Here is a 15038-nt window from a genome sequence, read left to right on the forward strand (position 1 = left end):
ACCTGAAAGGTATGTGGACAGACCTTTGAAGTTCCGGAGAAGCTAGCCCCGTGCGTCCGCGGGTGTCAAGGTTCCGTCAAGAACTGCCCTCCGAGCCACCTGGTCAGCGGCCACGCACCCTCGGAAGTGGTGGAAACAACCGTGAACACCAGGCCGTCGGACGGACGCGAGACGCTGCGGAACGAGACGCCGTAGTCGTAACCCTCCAGCATCACCGTCGTGTCGTCGGGCGGGAGCCAGAAGCCGAGCCCGTAGCGGAGTTGTTCGCGGGTCGAAGTCTCGGCGCTCACCACGGCCGTCATCCGGGCCACCCACTCCGGCGGCACGATCCGACCGTCGTGCAGCGCGGCCCAGAACGCGGCGAAATCTCCGGCCGACGAGTAGATCCCGCCATCACCACTGCCCACCACGGGCAGGCTGAACACGTTGGTGCGCCCGTCTTCCAGGTACCCCGTTGCCGCATCGCCGGGCAACTGGTCCGACCGGAGGAACGACGTGCGCGCCATCCCGGCGGGGGCAGTGACACGCGAAGCAACCAGATCCGCGAAGGGCACACCCGCGGCTCGTTCCGCCACCAGAGCCAGTACCGCGAACCCGCCGTTGTTGTAGGAGAACTGCGACCCCGGCGGAAACCGTTGCGGGAACCCCTCCAGCGCAGGCAAATACGCCGCCGCCGACGTGAACGACTGTGGTTGCGCCGGTGGCAACGCGTCCTCGTCGCAGTAGTCGCCGATGCCGGAGCGGTGGGCGACCAGGTGCTCCACCGTGACCGAAGAGTCGATCAACGGCAGGTCCGCGCCCAGCAGGGCACGCACCCGCGTGCCCAAAGTCAGCAAGCCCTCCACGATCAAGCTCACCACGACAAGGGCGGTCAAACCCTTGGTACCACTGGCGATCGCGAACCGTGTGTCCACTGTGTTCGGTACGCCGTACCCGCGGTGCGCCAAGCCGTACGCACGCGCGAGCACCACCTCGCTGCCTCGGCTGACGGACACGACGCCGGAAAACCCGGTGTCGCCTGCCAGCCGGTCGATCTCCTCCCCAAGAACCATGCCGACAACACTAGGAACCCGCACCGACAATAAACAGCAGGCCCGTCCACCATCGGGTGAACGGGCCTGCTGAAAGCGTTGCTATGAAAGAAAAATCATCGGCCCAGGAAATCGTGCAGCGACTCCAGTGCCGTGTCCGCCTGGTCGGCGAAGAAGCCGTCCACGCCGGCCTTGAAGAACGCCGCCTCCTCCGCGAACACGTTGCCGAACGCCGTCGGGGCGGCCGAGGAACGCAGGTTCGCCGGCAGGAACGGGTTCTCGTTGCGGAAGGTGTACGGCTGCACCTTCAGGCCAACGCGATGCGCGTCGGCGACCAGCGAGGTCGGCTTGCCCAGGTTGTCCGAAGCGTCGCGCGGGATGACCTGCGCCTTGTCCGGGCCGAGGTACTTCGCGTACTTCGCGACCTCACGCAGACCGGTCGGCGTCACGATGTCGGCGTACGTGCGCTTGTCACCGGCGGCCACGAAGTCGGCCGGCGCGCCGGAGGCCTCGGTCAGCTGCAGCAGCGGCACCCGCACCTGCTTGTGCAGCTCCTTGAGGTTCGCCACCTCGAACGACTGGATGATCACCGGCGCGTCGGCGCGGTTGAGGCCGTTGCGGTTGAGGAACGCGACGAGCTTCGGCTCGGTCGGGTTGCCGATCGACTTGAAGTACGTCGAGTGCTTCACCTCGGGGTAGGTGCCCAGCGTGCGGTGCAGCTCCTTGCCGAGCCGCCGCGTGAGGTCGATGACCTCCTGGTAGGTCGCGATCTGGAAGCGGCCGTTGTAGAGCTGGTTGTTCGGGCGGTTCTCCGGGATCCGCTCCTTCGCACGCAGCGTCTTGAGCTCCGCGAGCGTGAAGTCCTCGGTGAACCAGCCGGTCATCGTGACGCCGTCGATGACCTTGGTGGCCTTGCGCGAGGCGAACTCCTTGTGGTCCGCCACGTCCGTGGTGCCGCCGATCTCCGGCTCGTGCCGCGCGACGAGCCGGCCGTCCTTGGTCGGCACGAGGTCGACGTCGACGAAGTCCACGCCCATGCGGAAGGCGAGCTCGTAGGAGGCGAGCGTGTGCTCCGGGCGGTAGCCGGGCGCGCCCCGGTGTCCGACGATCACGGGGTCATCGTGCCGGTGCGCCGCCGCGCCCGCCACCTGCTGCGGGGCCGCCGTGGCGGGACCGATGGCCAGGCTCGCGACCCCGAGCAGGGCGAGACCGGACAGGGCGAGCACACCCACGCGTTTGCGCTTCATGGAGGACCTCTCTCTACCGGGCGCTCCGTCCTCGTATGACGGATTTGCCACGAGTACCGCCGCCACCCTCACGGCCGCAACTGTCGAACGGGGGGCACCTGAGGGACAAACGGGGGACAACCCGGTAAACGGTGCATGGAATCCGCTTTCGGACAACACGGTTTGGACGGCGAAATGCCCACTCCGAGGAGGGCCCGTTACCCTGTTCGGCGTGCGCGTACTGGTAATCGGGTCCGGCGCCCGAGAGCATGCACTCGTCCTCGCGGTGTCCGGCGATCCCGCCGTCACCGCGCTCGCCTGCGCGCCCGGCAATGCCGGGACGGCCGCGGTCGCCGAGCAGATGGGTGTCGAGCCGGCTGATCCCGAAGCGGTCGCTGCCCTGGCGAGCGAGTGGAAGGCCGACCTCGTGGTGGTCGGCCCCGAGGTTCCGCTGGTCGCGGGCGTCGCCGACGCGGTGCGGAAGGCGGGCATCGCCTGCTTCGGACCGTCGGCCACCGCCGCGCGCATCGAGGGCTCGAAGGCGTTCGCCAAGGACGTGATGGCCGCCGCGAACGTCCCTACCGCGCGCAGTGAGGTCGTGGACACGCCGGCGCGCCTCGACGCCGCGCTGCAGCGCTTCGGCCCCACCTGGGTCGTGAAGGACGACGGCCTCGCGGCCGGCAAGGGCGTGGTCGTCACGCAGGACGTCGAGGTCGCGCGCAAGCACGCCCTGATGCTCCTCGACGGTGGCCACCCCGTCCTCCTGGAGTCCTTTTTGGACGGACCTGAGGCCTCGCTGTTCTGCTTCGTCGACGGCCGGACCGTCGTCCCGCTGCTGCCCGCGCAGGACTTCAAACGCGTCGGCGACGACGACGCGGGCCCCAACACCGGCGGCATGGGCGCGTACGCTCCGCTGCCGTGGGCCCCGGAAGACCTGGTGGACGACGTGGTCGCCCGCATCGTGCAGCCCGTGGTCGACGAGCTCGACGCGCGCGGCGCCACCTTCTCCGGCCTGCTCTACGCCGGCCTCGCGCTGACGTCCGAGGGCCCGCAGGTCATCGAGTTCAACTGCCGCTTCGGCGACCCGGAGACCCAGGTCGTTCTGGCGCTGCTGCGTACGCCGCTGGCCGGTCTGATGCACGCGACGGCCACCGGCAAGCTCGCGAAGCAGCCGCCGCTGGAGTGGTCGGGCGGCGCGGCCGTGACGGTCGTGATCGCGGCCGACGGCTACCCCGGCAAGCCGCGCACCGGCGACGTGATCACCGGCGGCGAGATCGAAGGCGTGCTCCACGCGGGTACTCGGCGGCGCGAGGACGGCGCCGTGGTGTCGGCGGGCGGGCGCGTGTTGTCCGTGGTCGGCACCGGCAAGTCGCTCAAGTCGGCGCGCAAGCACGCGTACGAGACGGTGGAGCGCGTGCATCTCGCGGGCTCGCACCACCGCACCGACATCGCGCTCAAGGCGGCCAACGGTGACATCACCATGCCGGTGAACGCCTGAGTTTTCGCCTCCCGATCACCCGGCGGTTGGTAGCCTCGTAGCGGGGCCGAACGGTCACTGTCCGTAGACATCACCGAGGGGGAGCGTTATGGCGGAAAGCAGTCCGCTGTCCGACCTGGCGTCGTCCGTCCCGGCCGCGCCCGGCGTCGCGGACCTCATCGTGGCGCCGGAGAAGCTGCTGGACGTGGCGAAGGCCGTTGACGAGCAGGCCAACGCGCTCGAGGACAAGCTGCTGACGCGCCTGGGCGAGCTGCGCATCGACACGCCCTCGGCCGACGCGGTGAGCGTGAACTCCGTGGCGGCGTGGAACATGATCGTCGCGGAAGGTGATCACTCGTACGCGGCCGAAGCGCGCGCGTACGTCGCCAACCTGCGCCGCCTCGGCGAACAGCTGCGGGGCGCGGCGCAGACGTACCAGGCGAGCGAGGACGACAAGGCTGCGGCGTTCGGGGACCGTGGTGCGCACGGCATCCACTAGCGCTCTGTCTTTCAGCGCGGTCGCGGTGCTCGCGCTAGGCGTGGCCGGGTGCTCGTCCGGAGATGCCGGCACGGCGGTTCCGGTGCAGACCGCGGTGAGCTCGGCATCGCAGGCCGCGAAGGCTTCGCAGCTGCCGCCGCGCCCGGCCGAACTCTCCCTCACCGGCGTGGACCCGTGCGACCTGCTGGGCCAGGCGCAGCTCGACGAGCTGCAGGTCAACGCCGTGCCGCGCAAGGCCGCGGATCCGCAGGACGGCCCCACGTGCGTGTTCGACGCGGACAAGGCCGAGCCGTTCCACGCGTACCACCTGCGCACCGTCACCGCCGACCTGCAGGAGTGGCTCACCGGCGCGCGGCGGAAGAACAGCATGACCACGGCGCCGTTCGCGGTCGAGGGCTACCCGGCGCTCACGAACTACCGCGCGGCCGGCACGCCGTCGGACTGCGAGGCGCTCGTCGGCGTCGCGAAGGGCCAGACGCTGGCGGCGCAAGCGTTTGCGGTCACCGCCGGCGCGTTCACCCAGCAGCAGCTGTGCGACCAGGCGACGCAGGCGGCCGACCTGGCGCTGCAGTACCTCAAGACACGGACCTAGGAGGGCGCGTGGAGATCTCCGACCTCGCGGGCAAGATCCGCGACCAGCGCTTCGACGGCTGGACGGACACGTCCCTCGCGGACGAGATCCGGAAGTTCTCCGACGGCGACGGCATCGGCAGCATCGGCACGGCCGTGGACGCGCTGAAGGCCGTCGCGACCGCGCTCGCCGAGACCGACCAGGCGCTGCGCACGCAGCTGACGCAGCTCGGCGTGGAGTGGCAGAGCCAGGCGGGCGGCGCGGCCGGGCAGGTGTTCACCGACCAGGCCGGGTTCTCCCAGGACGCCATGCGGAAGGTGTCGAACACCGCCGAGCTGCTCTTCGCCCAGGGCGAGGCCTTCAACCGCACGAAGTTCAAGCTGCCCGATCCCGCCACCCTGATGAAGGGCGCCGGCGGCTACACACTCGGCGACTCCGTGCTGAGCCTCATCGGCTTCGAGACCGACCACGCGACGGCGGTCGACGCGGCGCAGAACGCGCGAAGCCAGGCGCTCGAGGCGTTGAACGCGTACGCGCAGCAGAGCGGCGAGAACCTGCTGTCGTCGGAACCGTTGAGCCAGCCGCAGTCCCTGTCGATGACGCAGCCGGACGGGCGCAAGAACGTGCTCGACCTGGCGGGTTCGGCGGTCGACGTGACGCCGGACGGGGGGGTGCGGCCGGCTTCGGCGTCAGTGCAGTCGCGGCACGTGGATCCGCCGGTGGTGCAGCCCGTGGCGAACCGGGTGGCGGTGGATCCGCCGACGCCGGCGTACGGGATCGCGGTGCCGCCGCCCACTGGTGGGTCGGCGGGGTCCGGTGGATCGGGTGGGTCGGCTGGGTACACGGCGCCCGCTTCGGCCCCGGGGCGGCCGGTGCCGCCAGTTGCTCCGCCCGTTTCCGGTCGGCCTTCGACGCCGCCTCCGCCTGGGTGGGAAATGCCGCGGGGAGGCGGTCAGCCGGAGGTGCCTGGACGGCCTGGGTTCAGTGGGCCGGTTCGCAGTGGTGGGCCTGGTTTCGGTGCCGGTTTCGAGGGCCGGCCGGGTGCCGGTGGTGGTTTTGGCGGTGGTCCCGGGCCCGGTTCCGGAGGTGCTGCCGCGGGTGGTTCGACCGGGCCTGACGCTGTGCTTGGCCGCGGCGCTGGCGGCGGGACTGGCGGCGGGACCGGTGGTGGCGACCCGGCGTTGAGCCGGGGCCGGATGGTCGGCAGTGGTCCGCAGTCACCCGTCGTGCCGGAAGAGAGCGTGGGCGGTCCCGCCGCGCCGCCGCAGCCGGGTGCGTCGGCCGGTGAGCTCGGCGCAGGTGCCGCGGCGCTCGGCGCGGGCGTGGCCGGCGGTGCGCTGGCGGGCGATCGCGAACGCCCACACCGGGGTTTCGGTGGTGCGCCGTCGAAGGGACCGGTGCGTCCGCTGCCGGTGGAGTTGCCGGAGGAAGAGGCGATCGCGCTGCGCAAGACCGAGCAGATCGAGCCCAAGCAGCCCTCTGGCGACGCGAAGTTCCTCGCCCCCGCGGCCACGCAGAACGAGGACGACGCGGACCACGTGCGCCGCTTCGGCGTCGACGACAAGGACCTCTTCACCGACCCCCGCCTGGTCTCCGACGACGTGATCGGCGACGACGCGTGAACCTCGTGCTCTCGACGCTCGAGTTCGACGTCCTGTGGGAGTCGCTCGAGCTGGGTCGCCGCCCGGCCGCGCTCGGCGTGCCCTCGCCGGGCCGCACCCATTCCGAGCGCGCTGCATTGATCGAACAGGTGTGGGAAGGACTTTCGCGCCGACGCCTCGCGCGGGGGCGCCGCGCGTCGGGCGAGCTGTTCGACCAGCTGCACCTGCTGTCGCGCCCGCAGTACGCCCTCGATGTCTGGGTCTGGGCCGACCGCGAGATCCACGGGCGCGCCGTCAGCCGCGGCAGCCAGGCCGTGCTCGCCGTCGTCGACCGCGACGAGGTCTGGCTCATCCCCGCCGACGAGGGCGCGCTGGCCGAAGCCGCCGTGCCCGTCGCCGGGGAGCTGTCCGCGGGCGTCGGCCAGAGCGTGTCCGTGCCCCACGCGACGCTGGTCGCCGCCGACACCAAAGCCGGCGGCGACCCGAAAGCCCTGGTCACGGTGCTGGAAGATCACGGCCTCGCCCTGTGGGAAGCCCAGGAGCTCGCCGGCATGCTGCTCGGCCAGGAAGCCCGCGGCCAGTTCACCGCCGAACGCACCCTCCGCGACGGCACCGTCCGCCGCTCGCCCCACCCCACGGCCTTCTTCGACACCGACGCGGGCCGCTACCTCTTCCAGCTCACCGACGACTCCGACGGCCACACGTGGGCCACGGTCACGCCCGCGGACAACGCGCTGCTGGTGGAGCGGGTGCACGAGCTGCAGGCGGGTTTGTGAACCGTTCCTGGCACGCCGGGGTGGATTCGTCGAAGATCCGTACCGGGAGTGCGGCGGAGGTCTTAAAGTGGGCCGGGAACCGACCTGGTCATGCCCACGTCTGATCGGTCGGATGTTGGTTTTCGTGAAGGGGAGAGCGGACCGTGGCTGTCTACGACGTCGACTCGATGGCCATCGCGGCGCGACAGGTCGAGAAGCTGAAGGACGAATACCAGAAGTCCAAGGAAAAGCTCACCGGCATGGACCACGAAAAGGACAGCCCGTTCGGCGGGATGCCCGGCTCGCAGGACGCCCACAGCGCGGTCGGTGAGTTCAAGAACGGTGTGCACAGCCAGTTCGACGCCGCGGGCCGGCACATGGACGCGCTCGCGTTCGCCATGCGCAAGGCCGCCGGTCTGATGACCGAAATGGACGAGGTCGGCAAGAGCGACCTGACCGTCCACGTCGACAAATAGGATAAAGCGGGCTCGGGGAACGAAAAGCAGGGGGAGCGTCAAGTGGCTTTGGATGGGGTCGGTGCCGGGACTCCGGACAACTGGAAAGCGTTCACGGACAAGGTCGACCAAGTCGCCAAACTCAACGTGGACGCCATCAACAAGGCGGCCGACCAGTTCCGCGGCGCCGCCACCGACGCCGCCGACCACTCGCAGGCGCTGGACAACACCACGAAGGCGCTCGACAGCAGCGTCTGGTCCGGCGGCGCGGCCGACAGTTTCTTTGACTACGTCCGCACGGTCCGCAGCGCGGGCGCCAAGGTCGAGGCCCACCTCGGCGACGTGGCGACCGACCTGACGAACCTGGCGAAGAGCCTCGCCGACATCAAGACCAAGGTCACGCAGGGCAAGCTCGGCGACGCGGAGAAGGCGGTGAACGCCCGCAACCAGAAGGCCCAGACGGACGTGAACGCGGCGGCTGCCGCGGCCAAGACCGCTGCGGACGAGAAGAAGCCGGCGCCGAGTCCCACCGTCGAGCAGATCAAAGCCACGGCGAAGACGGACATCAACAACCTCACGACGCAGTACGACGGCGAAGTGCAGACCCTGCTCACCCAGGCCAACACCATGATCGGCCAGTCGCAGACCCTCATGAAAACCCAGATCGAGGGCGGCTACGACAAGGTCCCCCTGCCCGGCAAGGACGGCACCGTCCCCCAGAGCACCGGCGGCCTCCACACCCCCTCCCACCACGGCGGTGGGGGCGGCGGAGGAGGCGGCGGTGGCGGTGGGGGCGGCGGCCTCGGCCCCAGCGGCGGCCCGCCCGGATCCCCGCCGCCGGGCAACGTGCAGGAATGGATCGACGAGGCCATCAAGATCCTGCAGGCCAACGGCGTGAACGTCACGGAAGCCGACGTCAAGAACATCTGGGCGATCATCCAGCACGAATCGGGCGGTAACCCCAACGCGATCAACAACTGGGACTGCGTGCCGCTGGACACGGCCATCCTCACCCGGCGTGGGCTGCTGAAGCACCACGACGTCGAGGTCGGCGACGAGACCATCGGCTACAACCCGCAGACCCGGCGCAGCGAGTGGACCCGGGTCACGCGCGTCGTCCACCACGAGAACGCGCCGTTGGTGACCTTGGCCAGCTCCCGCTGGGCGGCGACCACCACGCCGAACCACCGCTGGCTGAACCTGCCGCGGGTCGCGGTCGCCAAGGACGGTCCGGTTGTCTGCCCGGAATGCGGGTGGGAGCCGCGCACGAGCACGGCGCCCGCCAGCGGGGTGGCCGTGCACCGCGGCAAGATCCACGGCGTGGTCCCGGAAACACAGCGCAACGTCCACGCCGACGAAGCCCGCTTCGTGACGACTGACGAGGTCGGCGGCCGCGACCGGATTCTGCTCGCCGCGCCCGCCGACACGGAGCCGGCGCTCGACGTGACCGTGCGCGAGGCAGCGATCCTCGGCTGGATCGCGGGCGACGGCCACGTCGAGACGCGCCGGCACCGGCCGACGATCTCGATCGCACAGTCCAAAAAGGACATGGTGGCGAAGCTGCATGAGCTGCTCGACGACGTGCCGCACGCGGTGTACGTCGACGACCGCGGTGGCTGCGGGCCCCGGCACCAGTTCCGGATCGACTACGACTACGCGCAGGACCTGTTGCACCGCGCGGGAAATCCGAAGTCCGAAGCCGTGCGCCAGGTCCTGGCGATGTCGACCGCGCAGCGTGAAGCGTGGCTGGAAGCCGTGACCGACGCGGAGGGTACGCGGCACCTGCGCCCCGGGTTCACCAAGCCGAAGGTCACGATCTACCAGGCGCCGGGCGAGGTGCTCGAGGCGATCACGCTGGCCGTCTACCTCTCCGGCGCTCGGCCGCGCGTGTCGATCACCGATCGCACGGGTGAGCACGAGACGTGGCGCCGCGAGGCTGCCGTGCGGGCGAACAACCCGGTGGTCACCGGGGCGTTCCTGCACCGTGAGCCGGCCGGGCGCGCCGACGTCTGGTGCGTGACGACCGAGCTCGGCACCTGGACCGCGCGCGAGGGCGACCACGTGTTCCTCACCGGGAACTCCAACGCGGCCGCCGGGCACCCGTCCAAGGGTCTGATGCAGTGCATCGACTCGACGTTCCAGGCGCACAAGCTCCCGGGGCACGACAACATCTACAACCCGGTCGACAACATCATCGCCGGGGTGCGGTACTCGCTCGATCGATACGGGTCGATGGGCAACGTGCCCGGTATCGCGGCGATGGCACACGGTGGGGCCTACCGCGGGTACTGACCAGCCGTGGGCACGGCAACTCGGCCCCGGGTTAGCCTGGCCGCATGGTCGACATCGGTGCTTTCGGTGGGCCCGCTCTGCGGGCCGGTGTTCCCCCGTTCCACGTGATGGACGTGCTGTCCGCGGCGCAGGCGAGGCAGCGCAGTCACGGGGACCTGGTGTCGCTGGCGGCGGGGCAGCCGTCGGCGGCCGCGCCGGGAGCGGTGAGGCGGGCGGCGAAAGCGGCGCTGGACGAGCACACGCTGGGCTACACCGAGCAGCTCGGCATCCCGGAGCTGCGCGAGGCCGTCGCGGGGCATTACCGCAGGACGTATGACGTCGATGTCGCCGCGCAGGACGTCGTGATGACCACCGGCTCTTCGGGCGGCTTCCTGCTGAGCTTCCTCAGCGCGTTCGACCCCGGGGCGCGGGTGGCGATGGCGCGGCCTGGGTACCCGGCGTACCGGAACCTCCTGAGGGTTCTGGGCTGCGAGGTCGTGGAATTCGCGACGACCGCCGAGACCAACTTCCAGCCCACCGTCGACCTGCTGGACGAGCTGGGGCCGCTGGACGGCCTGATCGTGGCGAGCCCCAGCAACCCGACGGGCACGGTCCTGCCGCCCGGGGAGCTGGCGGCCATCTCGGGCTGGTGCGCGTCCCACGGAGTGCAGCTGGTCAGTGACGAGATCTACCACGGCATTTCGTACGAGAAGCAGCTCGACTGCGCGTGGCAGTACGGCCGCGAAGCGCTCGTGCTGGGCTCGTTCTCGAAGTACTTCGCCATGACGGGCTGGCGGCTGGGCTGGATGCTCGTGCCGCAGCGGTTGCACCGGGCGGTGGACGTGCTCACGGGCAACTTCACGATCTGCCCGCCCGCGATCGCGCAGCACGCGGCCGTCGCGGCGTTCACGCCGGAGTCGTACGCGGAGGCCGACGCGCACGTGGAGCACTACCGGCGCAACCGGGATCGGCTGTTCGCCGGGCTCAAGAAAATCGGTCTCGACAAGCTGGCCCCCGCCGAAGGGGCCTTCTACGCGTACGCCGACGTCTCCGAGTACACCAACGACAGCCTCAGCTGGTGCCAGCGCCTGCTCGCCGACACGGGCGTGGCCATCGCGCCGGGGGTGGACTTCGACCCGTTGGACGGCGGGAAGTTCGTGCGGTTCTCGTTCGCGGGGGCCACCGAGGACGTCGACGAAGGGGTCCGCCGCCTGGGGGAATGGCTCAGGTGAACCGGTCAGGGGGAACCCGGATATCCCCCTGAACGTTGGCCTGGACGAGAGAGTTTTCGCGCCGCGAGTGGCACGCTGGACAGCACCGGGCCGGCGTGGCGCGGAAACGTCATGGAGGAGCCATGTTCTGGAAGATCGTCGGAGGGCTCATCGTCGCCTGGATCGCCTTCATGGTCCTCGGCGCGGTGATCGGCTTCGTCTTCAAGGCCGTGCTGTGGATCGCGATCATCGGCGGCGCGGTGTTCCTGGGCACCGCGGCCTACGGCGCGATCAGCGGCAAGAAGGACGCGAAGCGCATCGGGCGCTGATAGCTCGGACTTCAGGGGGCCCTGACCTTCGGTGCGGCGACCGGCCACGACGGCTGGGCGCCGCATCGGCGTGTTCGCACGCTGACCTGATCCTCATCGCTTCCTCACATCGGTCAGTCACCGTGGAGCGCGTACCGCTCCGCCGAAGAAGGACCGATGACCACCACTCGAACCGCCGGGTCGCTGCTGGCTCTGCTGTGTGCGCTCTTCGTCACCGCCTGCACGGCCAGCGCCAACGCCCCTGAGCAGTCGGCGCAGGCGACCTTAGCGCAGCAGACCTCGAGACAGCAGGCCCCGACAAAACCGCTGGTCACCGTCACGCAACGGCTGCCCGCCACCCCGCCGCCGCCGTACGAGGTCACCGCGCCGAAGCGTACGCGTAAGACCGCGCAGGGCTTCCCCGTCAACACCTGTGTGCCCGAGCGGCTCGACCCGCAGGTGCTCAGCCTCACCACCTCGGACGGCTTGCACCTGCCGGCGATCGAGCTGGGATCCGGTGACCGCGGGATCCTCCTCGACCACGAGTCCGGCTACTACATCTGCTCGTGGCTGGACACCGCGGAGAAGCTCGCCGCCAAGGGCTATCACGTGATGGTGTTCGAGTACCGCGGCCACGGCGCGGCGCAGAAGAACGACGGCTCCGTAACCGGCAACTTCGACACCGACACCAGCGCCGCGCTCGCCGAGCTGCACCGCCGTGGCGCGAAGTCGATGCTGCTGGGCGGCGCTTCTTGCGGCGGCAGCTCGGCCGCGCGGCTCGCGGCCAAGGAGCCGCAACTCGTGGGCCTGCTGATCCTGTCCTCGCCGAGCAACTGCGGCGGTGACTCGGTGGCGGCCCTCCGCAAGGTCACCAGGCCGGCGTTCTTCGCCGTCGAGCCGGACGACTACAGCGGCAACATGATCGGCGAGGTGAAGAAGCTGTACCAGGCGTCCGGAGCGCCGCCGGCCGACAAGCACCTGGAGATCCTGCCGGGCGGGACCCACGGCACCGACATGCTGCGGGACCCCAAAACCAAGGACCGGTTGGAAAAGCTGATCTTCGACTTCGTCGACTCGTGTTTCCGGCGAGCCTGACGCTCCACAGTGGACTAGGGAACCCGCGCCACTCCGGCCAGCGTCGTGAAGTTCGTCGGCGTGAGCGGGGCCAGGCGCGGGCCGCCCGGCCACCACAGGTGCGGATGGGTCAGGCCGGGCGGCAGGAGCTCGAGCCCGTCGAACAGCGACGCGATCTCCTCGCGCGTGCGGTAGAGCGTGTCGAGGCCGGTGGCGGCGAAGCGGGATTGCAGTGCGGTCGCCAGCTCGGCGGCCGCACTGCCGTCCGCGGGGTTGTACTGGTGCAGCAGCACGAGGTACGAGCCGGGCGCGAGCGCGTCGACGTAGGCCTTCACCACCGCCTTCGCCACGGCGAAGTCGGGGATGTGGTGCACCACCGCGCACAGGATGAGGCCCAGCGGACGCTCGAAGTCCAGGTGGGCCGTCACGTCCGGGTGCGCCAGCGTGCGCTCGGGGTCGAGCAGGTCGGCGCCGACCATGTGGGTGTAGTCGTTCTCCGCCAGCAGTGCGCGGCCGTGAGCCTGCACCACCGGGTCGTGGTCGACGTAGACGACGTGCGCTTCGGCGTTTACACGCTGGGCGACCTGGTGCGTGTTCTCCACCGTCGGAAAGCCCGAACCGAGGTCGAGGAACTGGTCGACGCCCAGGCGGTCGGTGAGCATCCGCACCGCGCGCACCAGCCACTGCCGCACTTCCTGCGCCATCGTCTGGGCGGCCGGCGCCAGCTCCAGGATCTGGCGCAGCACGGCGCGGTCGGCGGCGTAGTGGTCACGGCCGCCCATCAGGGCGTCGTACACCCGCGCGTTGCCCGGCCGGTCGAAGTCGACCGGCGAGAGGTGGTCGGCCACAGCGCACCTACCGGAGAAGATCGGTCAGGACGCGCACAGCTTAGGTGATCGAGTTCGCGCCCGGTGGGCGGCCGTGTCGCGACGGTAAGGCCTCAATCGAGCGCGGCGCGGGCGGCCTCGGCGCCGTCCCACAGCTGCGCCCGGATGCCGACGGCGCGCGCTCCCTCCACATTGGACTCGCGGTCGTCGAAGAACAGGCACTCCTCCGGCTTCGCGTCGAGCTTTTCCAGCAGCAGCCGGAAGATCTCCGCGTCGGGCTTGGCGAGTTTCACGTCACCCGAGAACAGCGTGACGCGGAACAGCTTCGCCCACTCCTGCTCGCGCACCCACTTGGCGAACGACGAAGGCGCGTTCGACAGCAGCGCCAGCGCGGCCCCGGCCTCCGACAGCGCTTCGAGCAGCTCCAGCGACGACGGCGCCAGGTTCGACCAGCCTGCGATGTCGATGGCCGTGAGCTCCTCCGACATCGTGTCGTCCACGCGCGCACCCAGGCGGTCGCCGATCGACGTCCAGTACTCGAGGTCGCTCGACCCGCGGTCGTACGGCTCGCGCACCGCCCAGTAGACGGGCTCGAACTCCTCGGCCGGCACGCCCATCGTGGCCGCGAGCTTCGGCAGCGCGGTGGTGCGCGTGCAGAGGACCTCGCCGTAGTCGAAGACGATCCAGTTCATCGCGCGCCCGCCTTGATGCGCTGCAGCGCGTCTTCGACGGCGGTGGGTTCGAGGTCGCGGTGCAGCACGAAGCGCACCTTGCCGGCCATCGGCAGCGCCTGGATGCCGAGCGAACCGAGCCACTCCAGTGCCACGCCCAGGTCGGGGACCTCGGCGAGCACGATGTTGGTGTCCGGCGTGGCGACGCCCCAGCCGTGCTCGGCCAGGCCCGCGGCAAGGCGCCGGGCGTGCTCGTGGGTCTCGGCCAGCTCGCCGACGTTCTCCAGCGCGACCAGGCAGGCCGCGGCGAGGATGCCGCCCTGGCGCACGCCGCCGCCGAGCATCTGGCGCATCCGGCGCGCCTGCTCCACGAACTCGACGCTGCCCGCGACGACCGAGCCGACCGGCGCGCCGAGGCCCTTGCTGAAGCACGCGCTCACGCTGTCGACGCCGACGGTCAGCGCCGCCGGGGGCACGCCCAGCGCGACGGCTGCGTGCCAGATGCGGGCGCCGTCGAGGTGGACGTTGAGCCCGGCTTCCTTCGCGACGGCGACCAGCCGCGCGTGCTCCTCGGGCGGGGTGACGGCGCCGCCGGCCGCGTTGTGCGTGTTCTCCAGGCAGAGCAGCGTGGTGCGCAGCGTGAAATACGGGCCGGGGTTGCCGATGGAGGCGCGCAGTAGCTCGGGCGTCGGGCGGCCGGGGCCGGCGTCGTGCTCCAGGATGTCGGGCATGCCGCCGGCGAGCCACGCGGCGGAGCCGAGCTCGTTGGTGAGCACGTGGGCGCCGCGCGTGGCGAGGAAGCGGTCGCCGCGCTTGAGGTGCACGGACAGCGCGATGAGGTTCGCCATGGTCCCGCTCGGCGTCCACAGCGCGGCGGGCATGCCGAGCGTCGCGGCGGCGCGCTCTTCGAGCTGCGCGATGGTCGGGTCGGTGCCGATCACGTTGTCGTCGACCTCGGCCTCGGCCATGGCGGCCCGCATGCGCCGATCCGGGCGGGTGACGGTGTCGGAGCGGAAATCGAGCGGAGTCGAGGTCACGCCGCGATCACATCACACCGCCAC

The 15038-nt window shown here is 70.5% G+C and carries 14 protein-coding genes and 2 pseudogenes; 11 read left to right on the top strand and 5 right to left on the bottom strand.

Going from position 1 to position 15038, the window contains the following annotated elements; all coding sequences use genetic code 11:
- Positions 1-65: 65 nt before the first annotated feature.
- Both AB0M56_RS01570 and AB0M56_RS01575 read right to left on the bottom strand, forming a co-directional pair.
- A complete protein-coding gene (locus tag AB0M56_RS01570) occupies positions 66-1052 on the bottom strand; it encodes a serine hydrolase domain-containing protein (protein ID WP_364169753.1) in 987 nt (328 codons plus the stop codon).
- Positions 1053-1147: 95 nt separating this feature from the next.
- Entirely contained in the window at positions 1148-2278 is a 1131-nt protein-coding gene (locus tag AB0M56_RS01575; RefSeq protein WP_364169756.1) for a glycerophosphodiester phosphodiesterase, read from the bottom strand.
- A gap of 211 nt (positions 2279-2489) precedes the next feature.
- Here AB0M56_RS01575 and purD point away from each other — a divergent pair, with 211 nt between their 5' ends.
- The 11 genes and pseudogenes from purD (at position 2490) to AB0M56_RS01630 (ending at position 12500) form a co-directional block, all read left to right on the top strand.
- Positions 2490-3755, top strand: coding sequence for a phosphoribosylamine--glycine ligase (gene purD, locus AB0M56_RS01580; RefSeq protein WP_364169759.1), 1266 nt, complete (start codon positions 2490-2492; stop codon positions 3753-3755).
- An 88-nt stretch (positions 3756-3843) separates the two neighbouring features.
- Entirely contained in the window at positions 3844-4233 is a 390-nt protein-coding gene (locus AB0M56_RS01585; protein WP_364169761.1) for a PE domain-containing protein, read from the top strand.
- A 40-nt stretch (positions 4234-4273) separates the two neighbouring features.
- A complete protein-coding gene (locus AB0M56_RS01590) occupies positions 4274-4825 on the top strand; it encodes a DUF3558 domain-containing protein (protein ID WP_364170717.1) in 552 nt (183 codons plus the stop codon).
- Positions 4826-4833: 8 nt separating this feature from the next.
- Positions 4834-6426: a hypothetical protein gene (locus tag AB0M56_RS01595; RefSeq protein ID WP_364169763.1), complete on the top strand. Its 1593-nt coding sequence runs from the start codon at positions 4834-4836 to the stop codon at positions 6424-6426.
- Positions 6423-7181 (top strand): ESX secretion-associated protein EspG, encoded by a 759-nt coding sequence (locus tag AB0M56_RS01600; protein WP_364169765.1) that lies wholly within the window; start codon positions 6423-6425, stop codon positions 7179-7181. The genes AB0M56_RS01595 and AB0M56_RS01600 overlap by 4 nt, the downstream gene beginning before the upstream one ends.
- Before the next feature lie 143 nt (positions 7182-7324).
- Complete coding sequence (locus AB0M56_RS01605; RefSeq protein WP_364169767.1) at positions 7325-7636, top strand: hypothetical protein; 312 nt, start codon at positions 7325-7327, stop codon at positions 7634-7636.
- Positions 7637-7762: 126 nt separating this feature from the next.
- A pseudogene (locus AB0M56_RS01610) lies at positions 7763-7987 on the top strand (WXG100 family type VII secretion target); the annotation flags it as partial.
- Between the two features lie 1704 nt (positions 7988-9691).
- Positions 9692-9907: pseudogene (locus AB0M56_RS01615) on the top strand (transglycosylase SLT domain-containing protein); the annotation flags it as partial.
- 44 nt (positions 9908-9951) lie between these two features.
- The gene (locus AB0M56_RS01620) at positions 9952-11118 is read left to right on the top strand and encodes an aminotransferase class I/II-fold pyridoxal phosphate-dependent enzyme (protein WP_364169770.1); all 1167 of its coding nucleotides are present in this window, start codon (positions 9952-9954) and stop codon (positions 11116-11118) included.
- 122 nt (positions 11119-11240) lie between these two features.
- Entirely contained in the window at positions 11241-11426 is a 186-nt protein-coding gene (locus AB0M56_RS01625; RefSeq protein WP_360598045.1) for a hypothetical protein, read from the top strand.
- A gap of 156 nt (positions 11427-11582) precedes the next feature.
- Positions 11583-12500: an alpha/beta hydrolase gene (locus tag AB0M56_RS01630; protein ID WP_364169773.1), complete on the top strand. Its 918-nt coding sequence runs from the start codon at positions 11583-11585 to the stop codon at positions 12498-12500.
- A gap of 14 nt (positions 12501-12514) precedes the next feature.
- Here AB0M56_RS01630 and AB0M56_RS01635 read toward each other — a convergent pair whose 3' ends face one another.
- From AB0M56_RS01635 to AB0M56_RS01645, 3 genes are all read right to left on the bottom strand, one after another.
- Positions 12515-13327, bottom strand: coding sequence for an SAM-dependent methyltransferase (locus AB0M56_RS01635; RefSeq protein WP_364169776.1), 813 nt, complete (start codon positions 13325-13327; stop codon positions 12515-12517).
- Between the two features lie 92 nt (positions 13328-13419).
- Positions 13420-13998 (bottom strand): HAD family phosphatase, encoded by a 579-nt coding sequence (locus AB0M56_RS01640; RefSeq protein ID WP_364169779.1) that lies wholly within the window; start codon positions 13996-13998, stop codon positions 13420-13422.
- On the bottom strand, positions 13995-15014 hold the full coding sequence (locus tag AB0M56_RS01645; RefSeq protein ID WP_364169781.1) for a GntG family PLP-dependent aldolase: 1020 nt from the start codon (positions 15012-15014) through the stop codon (positions 13995-13997). The genes AB0M56_RS01640 and AB0M56_RS01645 overlap by 4 nt, the downstream gene beginning before the upstream one ends.
- Positions 15015-15038 lie beyond the last annotated feature (24 nt).

The organism is Amycolatopsis sp. NPDC051372 (genome assembly GCF_040682095.1).
Lineage (GTDB): Bacteria > Actinomycetota > Actinomycetes > Mycobacteriales > Pseudonocardiaceae > Amycolatopsis.

What these genes read in the sequence shown, in the direction of transcription:
- AB0M56_RS01575 (WP_364169756.1), bottom strand. Translation starts at nt 2,278, where the DNA reads ATGAAGCGCAAACGCGTGGGTGTGCTCGCCCTGTCCGGTCTCGCCCTG.
- AB0M56_RS01630 (WP_364169773.1), top strand. Translation starts at nt 11,583, where the DNA reads ATGACCACCACTCGAACCGCCGGGTCGCTGCTGGCTCTGCTGTGTGCG.
- AB0M56_RS01620 (WP_364169770.1), top strand. Translation starts at nt 9,952, where the DNA reads ATGGTCGACATCGGTGCTTTCGGTGGGCCCGCTCTGCGGGCCGGTGTT.
- AB0M56_RS01625 (WP_360598045.1), top strand. Translation starts at nt 11,241, where the DNA reads ATGTTCTGGAAGATCGTCGGAGGGCTCATCGTCGCCTGGATCGCCTTC.
- AB0M56_RS01570 (WP_364169753.1), bottom strand. Translation starts at nt 1,052, where the DNA reads ATGGTTCTTGGGGAGGAGATCGACCGGCTGGCAGGCGACACCGGGTTT.
- AB0M56_RS01640 (WP_364169779.1), bottom strand. Translation starts at nt 13,998, where the DNA reads ATGAACTGGATCGTCTTCGACTACGGCGAGGTCCTCTGCACGCGCACC.
- AB0M56_RS01585 (WP_364169761.1), top strand. Translation starts at nt 3,844, where the DNA reads ATGGCGGAAAGCAGTCCGCTGTCCGACCTGGCGTCGTCCGTCCCGGCC.